The 12,797-nt window shown below is 67.6% G+C and carries 9 protein-coding genes; 6 read left to right on the top strand and 3 right to left on the bottom strand.

What is annotated here, in order from left to right; all coding sequences use genetic code 11:
- Positions 1 to 666 precede the first annotated feature (666 nt).
- The 6 genes from DCO49_RS16915 (at position 667) to DCO49_RS16890 (ending at position 10,541) form a co-directional block, all read left to right on the top strand.
- On the top strand, positions 667 to 3,120 hold the full coding sequence (locus DCO49_RS16915; protein WP_116864996.1) for a GH92 family glycosyl hydrolase: 2,454 nt from the start codon (positions 667 to 669) through the stop codon (positions 3,118 to 3,120).
- Between the two features lie 96 nt (positions 3,121 to 3,216).
- Positions 3,217 to 4,266 (top strand): LacI family DNA-binding transcriptional regulator, encoded by a 1,050-nt coding sequence (locus tag DCO49_RS16910; RefSeq protein ID WP_116864995.1) that lies wholly within the window; start codon positions 3,217 to 3,219, stop codon positions 4,264 to 4,266.
- A gap of 63 nt (positions 4,267 to 4,329) precedes the next feature.
- Entirely contained in the window at positions 4,330 to 5,643 is a 1,314-nt protein-coding gene (fucP, locus tag DCO49_RS16905; RefSeq protein ID WP_116864994.1) for an L-fucose:H+ symporter permease, read from the top strand.
- Positions 5,644 to 5,650: 7 nt separating this feature from the next.
- Positions 5,651 to 6,646, top strand: a complete 996-nt coding sequence (locus tag DCO49_RS16900; RefSeq protein ID WP_116864993.1) for a carbohydrate kinase — start codon at positions 5,651 to 5,653, stop codon at positions 6,644 to 6,646.
- Positions 6,643 to 7,869 (top strand): AGE family epimerase/isomerase, encoded by a 1,227-nt coding sequence (locus DCO49_RS16895; protein ID WP_116864992.1) that lies wholly within the window; start codon positions 6,643 to 6,645, stop codon positions 7,867 to 7,869. The genes DCO49_RS16900 and DCO49_RS16895 overlap by 4 nt, the downstream gene beginning before the upstream one ends.
- A 53-nt stretch (positions 7,870 to 7,922) precedes the next feature.
- On the top strand, positions 7,923 to 10,541 hold the full coding sequence (locus DCO49_RS16890) for a glycoside hydrolase family 2 protein (RefSeq protein ID WP_116864991.1): 2,619 nt from the start codon (positions 7,923 to 7,925) through the stop codon (positions 10,539 to 10,541).
- 127 nt (positions 10,542 to 10,668) lie between these two features.
- On the opposite strand, the gene mtnC is transcribed toward DCO49_RS16890, so the two are convergent.
- The 3 genes from mtnC to DCO49_RS16875 form a co-directional block, all read right to left on the bottom strand.
- A complete protein-coding gene (gene mtnC / locus DCO49_RS16885; protein ID WP_116864990.1) occupies positions 10,669 to 11,364 on the bottom strand; it encodes an acireductone synthase in 696 nt (231 codons plus the stop codon).
- Positions 11,365 to 11,367: 3 nt separating this feature from the next.
- Complete coding sequence (locus tag DCO49_RS16880; RefSeq protein ID WP_116864989.1) at positions 11,368 to 11,925, bottom strand: acireductone dioxygenase; 558 nt, start codon at positions 11,923 to 11,925, stop codon at positions 11,368 to 11,370.
- 92 nt (positions 11,926 to 12,017) lie between these two features.
- Complete coding sequence (locus DCO49_RS16875) at positions 12,018 to 12,659, bottom strand: methylthioribulose 1-phosphate dehydratase (protein WP_108770673.1); 642 nt, start codon at positions 12,657 to 12,659, stop codon at positions 12,018 to 12,020.
- Positions 12,660 to 12,797 lie beyond the last annotated feature (138 nt).

Below are 12,797 nucleotides of genomic sequence, written 5' to 3'. Positions count from 1 at the left end.
CACGCGCCGCAACCCCGGCCCGGGGGGCTCGTAGGCGCCCCGCGCGCGCGCGCTGTCCTGCGCGCGCGGCAAGACCGGGGTAGGGCGTCCGGCCCAACCCGCCCGAGGCAGGCCTCGGCCCATGGCGCCTGCGGGCCTGCCAGCCCACACCGTCCCACCCGCGACAGTTTCCTGGTGACGGTTGGAACATCGACATCATTCGTCGTCGAGAACTATCAGATATCGAAATTCATCTGGGGTCAGAACCCGTTGCGTAGCAACGGGATCCGACCCCGAGCCCTGGCAGATCGCGGAGAACTGTCGAAGGCGGGGTGGGTCCGGTTGAGGGGGCGTGAGCGCCATGGATGGCGCGACCGAGGCTACAGGGACGTATTTACGCCGTCCCCCTCAACCGGACCCACCCCGCCATCCCCAGGAAAGCTTTTGACGCTGACGTTGCGTTGGCTCGCAGCAGGTGCAGGGCTGCAAGCCCTGCAAAGAGAAAACCCCCTCTTTGCTGCGGCGCAGAATGCATGGATGGGCGCTCCCTGCTTTACTTCAATCGATCTAAATCCGCCGGGGTGCGGATTTGTACCGATGGAAACGAAGCGTTCGGCCACCGCGGCTGGCGCTTCGCTGCCGCCCTGCCGCCAAGGAGTCCTGTCCGTGACCAGGTTGTCCCGCCGTCTGTCTGCCCGCCGCTCGCCGGCCCTGTCCCACCGCCCGCTGGCCCGCGTCGCCTGCCTGCTGGCACTGGCCGTCACGCCCTGGCTGCAGGCCGCGCCGGCCGCGCTGGAGCGCGAGGTCAACACCTTCATCGGCAGCAAGGATGACGGCAACACCTTCCCTGGCGCCTCCGCACCGTTCGGCCTCATCCAGGTCAGCCCGATCGGCAGCCACTACTCGGGCTGGCGCTACGACGACGAGAAGATCCGCGGCTTCGGCCATTCGTTCCTGTCCGGCGCCGGTTGCTGGGAGCAGGGCGGCCAGGTCTCGATCCTGCCGGTCACCGGCAGCATCGGCCCGGGCGGCGATTTCGATACCGCCAACGCCAAGCAGTTTGACCACAAGGCCTACGCCTCAACCTACACGCATGACGGCGAGGTCGGCCAGGCCGGCTATTACAAGGTGCGCCTGACCAGCTACGGCGGCATCGACGCCGAAGCCACCGCGCGCACGCGTGCCGCGGCCGAGCGCTATACCTTCAGCCAGCGCAGTGGCGATGGCCACGTGATGATCAACGTCGGCCAGGCCAACGAGCGCCATTCGGTTATCGGCAGCGTGGTCGACGTGGTCGGCGACCGCGTGGTCGAAGGCAAGCTGGTCACCAAGAGCTTCTGCGGCGGCCACCAGTACACCACCTGGTTCCGCGTCGAGTTCGACCGCCCGTTCAAGGCGCATGGCACCTGGGGCGAGACCGGTGGCCTGCCCAATGCGCGGCACAGCATGGAAGGCGAGCAGAAGCCGAACGGCGCCTGGCTGACCTTCGATCTGGCCAAGGGCCAGTCGGTCACTGCGGTCAGCGCGATCTCGCACGTGGACGCTGAAGGTGCGCGCACCAACCTGCGCGCCGAGGGCATGCAGGGTGGAGCGCTGATCGGTTTCGACAGAATGCGTTCGCTGTCCCAGCAGGCCTGGCGCGAGCAGCTGGCGCGGGTGCGCGTGCAGGGTGGCAGCGGCGATGACCGCACCGTCTTCTACAGCGCGATGTACCACGCGCTGCTGCAGCCCCTCACCGGCAGCGATGCCGACGGCCGCTACCGCGGTTACGACGATGGCATCCACCGCGCCGATGGCTGGACCTATTACGAGTACTTCTCGCTGTGGGATACCTACCGCGCGCAGAACCAGTGGCTGGCGCTGACACGCCCGGACGTGGCCCGCGACATCGGCCGCACCCTGCTGGCCATTGACGAGCAGGGCGGCTGGCTGCCTCGCTGGGGCTATGCCAACTTCGAAACCAACATCATGACCGGCGATCCGGTCACGCCCTTCATGGTCGACCTGTGGCGCTTCGGTGCGCTCAAGGGCCGTGAATCGCAGGCCTGGGATGCGCTGCGCCGCAATGCGTTCGGTACGCCGCCCCTGAACTCGCGCATGGCCGGCCGCTCGGGCAACCCGACCTACCTGGACAAGGGCTACGTGGTCTACGACCGCGCGTTCCCCTCCAAGGGCATGGACGTCGACCCGCATCACGGTGGTTCGGCCACGCTGGAATATGCGGTGGCCGACTGCGCGCTCTCGCAGATGGCCGATGGCCTGGGCCACGCCCAGGATGCAGCGACGCTGCGCGAGCGCGGCCGCAACTGGCGGAAGGTGTGGGACCCGCAGGTGCGTGACGCCGAGACCGGCTTCACCGGCTTCCCGCGCCCGCGCACCGAGGACGGCCAGTGGTACACCCCGGCCGACGGCCATTACAGCCCGCGCTCGCATCATGGATTCCATGAAGGCACCGCGTGGCAGTACCAGTGGTTGGCGCAGCAGGACGTGCCGGGCCTGGTGGAAGCGATGGATGGCCTTGAACAGGCCGGCCGCCGCCTCGATGCCTTCTTTGCGATGGATGCGCTGGTGGCCGATCCGCTCAATGCCGCCCGCCGCGAGTGGGTGGTCGGGCCGTACAGCTACTACAACCAGTTCCGCTACAACCCGAACAACGAGCCGGACCTGCATTCGCCCTGGCTGTACACCCTGATCGGCCAGCCGTGGAAGACCGCCAACGTGCTGCGTGCCGCGCAGCAGCTGTTCACCAACGCGCCCAACGGCGTGACCGGCAATGACGACCTGGGCACGATGTCGGCCTGGTACCTGTTCAGCGCCATCGGGATGTACCCGGCGGTGCCGGGCAGCGGCGAGTTCCTGCTGCACACGCCGCGCTTTGCCAAGGTGGAAGTGGACATGGGCAGTGGCCGCACCCTGCGCATCGACGCGCCGGGCGCCGATGGCCGCCGCCTGCAGTACGTGCAGGGCGTGCAGGTCGATGGCCAGGCGCATGCGCCGGTGTGGCTGGACTGGAGCCGCCTGCAGCAGGGCCCGCGCCTGCGTTTTGCGCTGGATGGCAAGGCGCCGACCCAAGGCTGGGGCACCGCCGTGGCCGATCTGCCGGTCTCCTGGTGCGCTGCAACAGGCAGCCAGCTGCGATGATGTGTGCGGTGCCGTTCGAGGCAACCCAGCGAACGGCACGGCACGATGTGGCCACGATCCATTAGGCTTGAGGCTCCAGCGGAGTCCGGGAAGACGATGAACGACACCAGCGGCAGTTCCAGCAAGCGTTCCGGCAAGGCGGTGACGGTGACCGACATCGCCCGTGCCATCGGCGTTTCGCGCGCGACCGTGTCGCTGGTGCTGCGCGGCAGCCCGCTGGTCAACGTTGATACCCGGGCCAAGGTCGAGGCAGAGCTGCGCCGCCAGCGTTATGTCTACAACCGTGCGGCGGCCAACCTGCGCCGTCGTACCTCGTCGAGCATCGCGCTGGTCATCAACGATCTGTCCAACCCGTTCTTCGCCGAATTCGCGTCCGGCGTGGACGAGGCCCTGGGCGGACGCGGCTACGTGACCCTGCTGGGCAGCACCGGCGAATCGCCCGAGCGCCAGCAGGCGGTGCTGTCCACGCTGATGGAGCACACCCCGGCCGGCCTGATCCTTTCGCCGGCCGAGGGTAGCGACGCCACCCGGGTACGCCAGGCACTGGGCGCCAATGCCAACGTACTGCTGTTCAACCGCGAGCTTGACGGCGCCGACTGGGACTTCCTGACCCTGGACAACCAGCACGGTGCCTACCTCGCCACCCGCCACCTGATCGAACGCGGCCATCGCCAGATCGCCTTCTTCGGCGGCCATGCCGATTCCAGTTCCTGCCATCAGCGGCGTACCGGTTTCCAGCAGGCGCTGGCCGAGGCGGGGCTGTCGCTGCCGCCGGGCTGGATGATCGAATCGGCGCCAAACCGCCTCGAAGCCGCGGCGCGCACCGACGAACTGTTCGTCGATGGGCACCGGCCGAGCGCGGCCGTCTGCTACAACGACACCGTCGCGCTGGGGCTGATGCTGGGCCTGAACTCGCGTGGCATCCGCCCTGGTGGCGATTTCGCGGTCACCGGGTTCGATGATATTTCCGAAGCGTCGGTGGCGGTGCCGCCGCTGACCACCCTGACCGCCGACCCGCGCGAGCGTGGCCGACAGGCGGCCGCACTGCTGCTGCAGCGCCTGGATGACCCGGACGCGCCGCGGCAGCGCACGGTCGCCCCGGTGCAGCTGCGCATTCGCGAAAGCAGCGCCGCCCGCCCGAACTGATCCTTTTCAACGCACACTCCTTCCACGCAACAACGACCTCCCGCGCATCGAGGCGCGAACCGCATGCCGATCTCCGCAACGCCCCGCCCATCGGGTTCCTCCGGCAACGCACCGGCCGTCACCAACGGCAAGGCACTGGCCGTGGTCACCACCATCTTCTTCATGTGGGGCTTCCTGACCTGCCTCAATGACATCCTGATCCCGCACCTGAAGGCGGTCTTCGAACTGAACTACGCCAAGGCGATGCTGGTGCAGTTCACCTTCTTCGGCACTTACTTCCTGATGTCGCTGCCGGCCGGCCGCCTGGTCGCCGCGCTGGGTTACAAGAAGGGCATCGTGGCCGGCCTGGTGATTGCCGGCATTGGCGCGCTGGGCTTCTGGCCTGCGGCCGAGCTGCGCGTGTATGGCGCGTTCCTCGGCGCGCTCTTCGTGCTGGCCACCGGCATCACCGTGCTGCAGGTCGCCGCCAATCCCTACGTGGCGCTGCTGGGCCCGGAACAGACCAGCTCCAGCCGCCTGACCCTGGCGCAGGCGCTGAACTCGCTGGGTACGGCCATCGCGCCGATTTTCGGCGGCATGCTGATCCTGTCCAACACGGTCAAGAGCGCCGATGAACTGAACGCGCTGCCGGCCGCCGAGCAGCTGGCGTACCGCGCCGCCGAGGCGCAGGCCGTGCAGGGCCCCTACGTGGGCCTGGCGGTGGCGCTGGTGCTGCTGGCGCTGTTCGTGTTCCTGTTCCGCCTGCCGGCGCTGAGCGACGCCACCGAGCAGGCCGACCAGGGCCATCACCACAGCTACTTCGATGCACTGCGCAAGCGCCACCTGCTGCTGGGCGTGCTTGGCATCTTCTTTTACGTCGGCGCGGAAGTGTCGATCGGCAGCTTCCTGGTCAACTACCTGTCTATGCCGAGCATCGGCGGCTTCAGCGAACAGCAGGCGACGCACTACGTGTCGGCTTACTGGACGATGGCGATGATCGGCCGCTTCGCTGGTTCGGCCCTGCTGGCGCGCTTCTCGCCCAGCCGCCTGCTGGCGATCTTCGCGCTGGTCAACGTGGTCCTGCTGGCCACCACGATGATGACCTCCGGCAACATCGCGCTGTACTCGGTGGTGGCGATCGGCCTGTTCAACTCGATCATGTTCCCGACCATCTTCGCGCTCAGCATCGAGCGCCTGGGCCCGCTGACCAACAAGGGTTCCAGCCTGCTGATCATGGCCATCGTCGGCGGCGCCGTGGTGCCGTACCTGCAGGGCGTGCTGGCGGACCACATCGGCGTGCAGGCCAGCTTCATCCTGCCGCTGCTGTGCTACGGCTACATCATCTTCTACGGTCTGGTCGGTGCACGTACGCCGGCCTCCGCAACGCAGGGAGGCTGAGTCGGAAATGGGTGCCATTGTCTGCTTCGGCGAAATTTTGATCGATCTACTAGCGCAGCCGCCGGCCTCGGCGGACACCCCGCGTGCGTTCCTGCAGTATGCCGGCGGTGCGCCGGCGAATGTTGCGGTGGCCGCCGCGCGGCTGGGTGCGAAGACCCAGTTCGTCGGCATGCTCGGCCGCGACATGTTCGGTGACTTCCTGGCCGAGAGCCTGGTCGAGCACGGCGTCGGCACCGACTACATCGTGCGTACCGATGCGGCCAAGACCGCGCTGGCCTTCGTCGCGCTGGATGCTGCGGGCGAACGCAGCTTCAGCTTCTACCGCCCGCCGGCCGCCGACCTGCTGTTCCGTGACAGCGATTTCCAGGCGGCCTGCCTGGACAACGCGAAGTGCTTCCACGTCTGCTCCAACAGCCTGACCGAACCGGCCATCGCCGAGGCGACCTTCGCCGGCATGGACCGCGCCCGCGCCGCCGGTGCGGTGGTCAGTCTGGACCTCAACCTGCGCCCGGCGCTGTGGCCGGCCGAGGTCGATCCGACGCCGTGGCTGTGGCAGGCGCTGGAGCGCGCCGACCTGGTCAAGCTGTCGCGTGAGGAACTGGATTACCTGGCCGCGCCGCACGGCGCCGAGGGCGACCAGGTGGTCCTGCAGCGGCTGCTGGCCGCGCAGGCGCGTTGGATCATCGTCACCGATGGTGCCGCCACGCTGCACTGGTACACCCGTGAGCAGCAGGGCCAGGTCACCAGCTTCAACGTCGCCACGGTCGACACCACCGCAGCCGGCGACGCCTTCGTCGGTGGCGTGCTGGTTGGCCTGCTGGAGCGCGGTGGCGCAGGTGCGGGTTTCGCCGCGTTCTGCCAGGACCCGCAGGCCATCGCCGCCACGCTGCGCTTCGGTGCTGCGGTCGGCGCGCTGGCTGTTACCCGCAAGGGCGCGTTCGCCGCGATGCCCTCGCTCGCTGAAGTGCAGCAGTTGCTGCAGGCACAGGACCTTTCCGCATGATCACTTCGCCTGATTTCCGTTCGCCCGCCTTCCTGCGCGCGCATATCGCCGACACTATGGCGTTCTACCACCCGCGCTGCATCGATCCCAACGGCGGCTTCTTCCACTATTTCCGTGATGACGGCAGCATCTACGATGCCGGCCACCGCCACCTGGTGAGCAGCACGCGCTTCGTCTTCAACTACGCGATGGCCTACCGCGAATTCGGCAATGCCGAATACCGCGAGGCGGTCGAGCACGGCGTGCGCTACCTGCGCGAGGTGCACCGCAACCCGGCCACCGGCGGCTACGCCTGGACCCTGCGCGATGGCAAGGTCGAGGACGACATGAACCACTGCTACGGCGTGGCCTTCGTGCTGCTGGCCTACAGCTGCGCGCTGAAGGCGGGCGTCGAGCAGGCCCGCGCGTGGATGGACGAGACCTGGCAGCTGCTGGAAGCGCGCTTCTGGGAGCCGCAGCACGGCCTGTACAAGGACGAAGCCGATGGCCAGTGGAACTTCACCGGCTACCGCGGCCAGAACGCCAACATGCACATGTGCGAGGCGATGCTGGCCGCGTTCGAGGCCAGTGGCGAGCAGCGCTATGTGGAGCGCGCGCTGCAGCTGGCCGACAACATGACCCGCCGCCAGGCCGCCAAGGCCGGTGGCCTGGTCTGGGAACACTACGACGTGAACTGGGAGATCGACTGGGATTACAACCTGGACAATCCCAAGCACCTGTTCCGCCCGTGGGGCTTCCAGCCCGGCCACCAGACCGAGTGGGCCAAGCTGCTGCTGATCCTGGACCGCCACGTGCAGGCCGACTGGCTGGTGCCGACCGCGCAGCATCTGTTCGATGTGGCAGTGGAGCGCAGCTGGGACGAGGCACGCGGTGGCCTGTATTACGGGTTCGCGCCGGAATCGCGCCGTCAGCCGGGCATGGACGGCGCGCCGATCGGTGGCGACAGCTTCGTCTGCGATGACGACAAGTATTTCTGGGTGCAGGCCGAAACGCTGGCCACCGCCGCGCTGATGGCCAAGCGCACCGGAGATGACCGCTACTGGCAGTGGTACGAGCGCATCTGGGCGTATTCGTGGGAGCACTTCGTCGACCACCAGTACGGCGCTTGGTTCCGCATCCTCGATGCCGACAACCGCAAGTACAGCGACGAGAAGAGCCCGGCTGGCAAGGTGGATTACCACACCATGGGCGCGTGCTACGAAGTGTTGAACGTCGTTCGTTGAGGAAGGTTCGCCGGGCATGGCCCGGCGCTACCGGATACCACCAGGAGCATCACGTGCATCGTCTTTCCCTCGTTGTCCGTCTTCTCCTGCTGCTGATCGCTGCGGTTGCGTTCCCTGCCGCCGCCGCACCACTGCAGGCGCACTGGGAATTCCGCCTATTGCCTGGTGATGCCCAGGGCGCCGCTCACCCCGGACTGCAGCAATGGCGCGCGGCCACGGTGCCCGGCAGCGTGCACACCGACCTGCTGGCCCACGACCTGATCCGCGACCCCTACGTGGGCTCGGCCGAAGCCGATCTGCAGTGGATCGGCTTGGCCGACTGGGAATACCGCGCGCGCTTCGATGTGGACGCGGCCACCCTGGCCAAGCCCAATGCCGAACTGCGCTTCGATGGGCTGGACACCTATGCCGAGGTCTCTCTCAACGGCAGGCCGCTGCTGCGTGCGGACAACGCGCACCGCACCTGGCACGCGCGTGTCGACGGGCAGCTGCGTGCCAAGGACAACGAGCTGCTGGTTGTGTTTCACTCGCCGATCCGCACGCTGCTGCCCGGCGTGCAGGCGATGCCGCACAAGATCGCCGGCAATTATCCCTCGCCCTATGGTGACGAGCCGAAGGACGCGATGGTCGGCAACTTCGCACGCAAGCCGGCCTACCACTTCGGCTGGGACTGGGGCCCGCGCTATGTCACCGCTGGCGTCTGGCGTGGTGTCGACCTGCAGGCCTGGGATGCGCACCGAGTAACCGACCTGGCGGTACGCACGGATGCGCTGGATGCCGGTCAGGCGAAGCTTGCCGTGCTGCTGCAGGTTGAGCAGGGCAGCGCGGCCGGTTCGGCTGTAGTGGCTGTGGACGTGCGCGACCCGGACGGCCGCAGCGTGGCCCAGCTGCAGCGCAGCGTGCTGCTGAAGCCGGGCGCGAACACGGTCGAAATTCCCGTTGAACTGACTGATCCGCGGCGCTGGTGGCCGGTCGGCCACGGCGCGCAGGACCGCTACACCGTGCAGGCGCGCCTGGATGGCGGCCGTATCCCCGAGCTGGCGCGCGAGCAGCGCATCGGCCTGCGCACCGTCGAGCTGCGGCGCGAGGAGGATGGCAAGGGCGGGCAGGGCTTCGTCTTCGTCATCAACGGCGTGGAAGTCTTTGCGAAGGGTGCGAACGTGATTCCGTTCGATGCCTTCCCCGCGCGTGTCGGTCCCGCGCGCCTACGCCAGGTGCTGACCGCCGCGCGCGATGCCAACATGAACATGCTGCGCAATTGGGGCGGCGGCTACTACGAGGACGATGCATTCTTCGATATCGCCGACGAGCTGGGCCTGCTGGTCTGGCAGGACTTCATGTTCGGTGGCGGCATGCAGCCCGGCTACGACCCTGCGTTCCGCGCCAGCGTGGTGGCCGAGGCGCGCGACAACGTCCGTCGGCTGCGCCACCACCCCAGCATCGTGTTGTGGTGTGGCAACAACGAAGAAGAGACCGCCTGGAAGGATTGGGGCCACGGCCACGACCTGAAGGCCGCCGATCCAGCGTTCGCCGCCCGGGTCTGGCAGGGCTATGTCGATCTGTTCGGCAAGGACCTGCGCCAGGTGGTGGGCGAGGAGGGGCTGGGCGTGCCGTACTGGTCCAGTTCGCCCAGCAACGACCTGGACGAGAAGGCCAACGACTCAACCCGCGGCGACAAGCACTACTGGCAGGTCTGGGGCAATCCGGCGCTGCCGGTGCAGGCTTACCTGCGCGAGACCCCGCGCTTCATGTCCGAGTACGGCCTGCAGGCCTGGCCGGCGTTGGCGACGGTCGACCAGATCGCCAGCCGCGACGAGCAGGGCATCGACAGCCCGGTGATCCGCGCGCACCAGAAGTTCATGGCGGGCGAGGGCAACAGTCGCCTGCTGCATTACATCGCACTGGGCTACGGCACGCCGAAGGACTTTGAGGATTTCGTCTACCTCAGCCAGGTGATGCAGGCCGATGGCATCGCGCTGGCGGCGCTGCACCATCGCGCCTCGCAGCCGTACACGATGGGCTCGCTGTACTGGCAGCTCAACGATGTGTGGCCGGGCGCGTCGTGGTCCAGCGTGGATTACTACGGACGCTGGAAGGCGCTGCACTTCGCCGCCCGGCGCTTCTTCGCGCCGGTGACCTTGGCGGCGCTGCGCGATGAGGGCCGCACGCAGGTGCGCCTGATCAACGACGGTGAAGCCGCGGATGCCCGCTGGCGGCTGCGGGTGATGGATGTGGAGGGCAAGGTGCTGCGCCGTCGCGAGGTGCCGGTGACCCTGGCCGCTGGCGGTGTGACCGCGGTCGGCGACTTCGCCGACGCCGAACTGCTGGCGGGCGCGGACCCGAAGCGAACCGTGGCGGTGTTCGAGCTGCTGCAGGATGGCAAGGTGAGTGCACGCCAGGTTGTCGGCTTCGTCGACGCCAAGGACCAGATGCTGCCGCGCCAGGCCTTGAAGGCGGTGCTGGCTATCGACGGCGACCACTACCGGCTGCGGCTGCAGAGTTCTGCCTACGTGCGTTCGGCATGGATCGACTTCGGGGCGCTGGACGTGCAGGTGGAAGACAACCTGCTGGACCTGCTGCCCGGCGAGACCCGCGACATCGCCGTGCGCGGCCCGGTGGACCTGGCGACGCTGCGCGAAGCGCTGAAGATAAAGACCCTCAACGACCGTTGAGGGCGATGCCGCTCTGGTAGGTGCCAACCTCGGTTGGCACACCCAGAACTGCCAACCAAGGTTGGCAACCACCGGAGCGCGTGCCCGGAAGCGCCGGGCCATGCCCGGCGAGCGCAGCGGACCGCGCTTACAGCTGGATCTGCTGGAAATTCTCGACGCGGTCGTGGCCGTTGGCGGCTTGGCCGATGCGCGGCATCGGGTAGTCGTCCAGGCGGTCGATCAGGCGGGTCTGCAGGCCGGCCTCGCGGGCGGCGTCCAGTTCTTCCACCACGTCCGACAGGAACAGGATCTCGCCGGCCGGCACGCCGATCGCCTGCACGATGCGGCGGTAGCTGTCCGCCTCGCGCTTGCCGCCGATCTCGGTATCGAACCAGCCCGACACCAGCGGACTGAGGTCACCGGCATCGCTGAAGCCGAAGAACAGCTTCTGCGCCGGCACTGAACCGGAGGAATACACGTACAGCGGCAGGCCCGAGGCATGCCAGCCCTTCAGCACCGGTGCCACTTCCGGGTAGAAGTGCGCGGTGTAGTCGCCACGGCGGTAGCCGGCATCCCAGATCAGGCCCTGCAGGGCCTTCAGCGCGGTGTGCTTGCGGTCCTGGTCGATCCAGCCCTGCAGCGTCTCGGCCACCAGGCTGTCCTGGCAGGCGCCGCCGATCTCGGTGGCCACCGCATCCAGCCAGCGGCGGACGTCGGGCTGCTGGCTGTGTTCGGCGACGAACGCCGGCAGCGCCTGCCGGGCATAGGGGAACAGCACGTTCTTGACGAACGAGATGCTGCTGGTGGTGCCTTCGATGTCGGTCAGGATGACGCGGGGCTGCATGGATCAGGACGCCTGGGTGGGAACGTAACGGGGGAATTTCTGCGCGATGTCGGTGCCGGTGAAGTGACCGACCCAGCCATCCGGCTCTGTGAAGAAGCGAATGGCCACGAAGCTCGGCTCATCGCCCATGTCGAACCAGTGGGTGGTGCCATCGGGCACGGCAATCAGGTCGTCCTTCATGCACTCGATCTCATAGACCTTGTCGTCCACGTGCAGGGTGAACAGCCCGGAGCCTGCGACGAAGAAGCGCACCTCGTCTTCCTTGTGGAAGTGTTCGTCGAGGAACTTCTTCCGCAGCTCGGCACGGTTCGGGTTGTCCGGGGCGATCGAGGCCACGTCCACGCTCTTGAAGCCGTGTTCGGCAACGAGGCGGTCGATGTCCGCACGGTAGGCGGCGAACACTTCGTCCTGGCTGGCGCCCGGCGCGACCGGCGCGGTGGCCTGCCAGCGTTCGAAAGTGACGTCGATCTTCTTCAGTTCGGCGGCGATGATCGCGCCGTCCTGGGTATCCAGCAGCGGCGATTCAGGGCGGGTGTCGTCGTAGATGCGCAGTCGGCTCATGGCGGCAGCTTGAACGTCTCGGGGGGAAGACAGGGTAACAGGGTGGTGAAGGGCGGCAGATTCCGGTTTGGAATCTGCACCCCGGCGCAGGCTCAGCCGCGCAGCTTGCGCAGTTCCAGTTCGCAGTGGAACAGGAATTCGAAAGCTTCCATGTGGCGGCGCGCTTCGGCCATGTCGCGGCCCCAGGCGTACAGGCCGTGGCCGTCGATCAGGTAGCCCCACAGCGGCTGGGTATCGAGCAGGGCATCGACCTGAGCCGAGAGCACGTTCATGTCCTGGGTGTTGGCGAACACCGGCACGTCGATGGCCATTTCGTGGGTGCTGTTGCCGGCGAAGGCCTTCAGCAGCTCGTAGCCTTCGATGCGGATGTGGCCCTGCGGCGCATACAGGCGCGAGGCGATGGTCTGCACCGGCGAATGGGTGTGCAGCACGCAGCCGATCTCAGGAAAGCGGCGGTACAGCTGGGTGTGCAGCAGGGTCTCGGCGGACGGGCGCAGCGGGCGGCCGACGGCCAGGCCGTCGAAGTCCACCACCATGATGTCGTCCTCGATCAGGCGGCCCTTGTCCTTGCCCGAGACGGTGATCGCGGCGTGGCGGTCGTCCAGGCGGTGGGAGAAGTTGCTGCTGGTGGCCGGGGTCCAGCCGGCGTGGGCCAGTTCGCGGACGTTGTCGATCAGCAGCTGGGCCAGTTCGCTCAGGCGCGCGGTGTCGTAGGGGAAGGTGGGGGCGTTCATGCGGTCGATTTTACTGGATTCGGCCAACGGCTGAGCCCCTCGTGGTTGGTTCGCCCGGCTGATTCCTTGGGTTGGCCGGCCGGGGTGGGCTGGCGGGACACGCCGTGAACCCATCCATGGGGGCTCGCAGGCGCCATC

The organism is Stenotrophomonas sp. SPM (assembly GCF_003105135.1).
GTDB lineage: Bacteria > Pseudomonadota > Gammaproteobacteria > Xanthomonadales > Xanthomonadaceae > Stenotrophomonas.
Note: the sequence above shows the minus strand (reverse complement) of the source record. Positions and strands in the feature narration are given on the sequence as shown.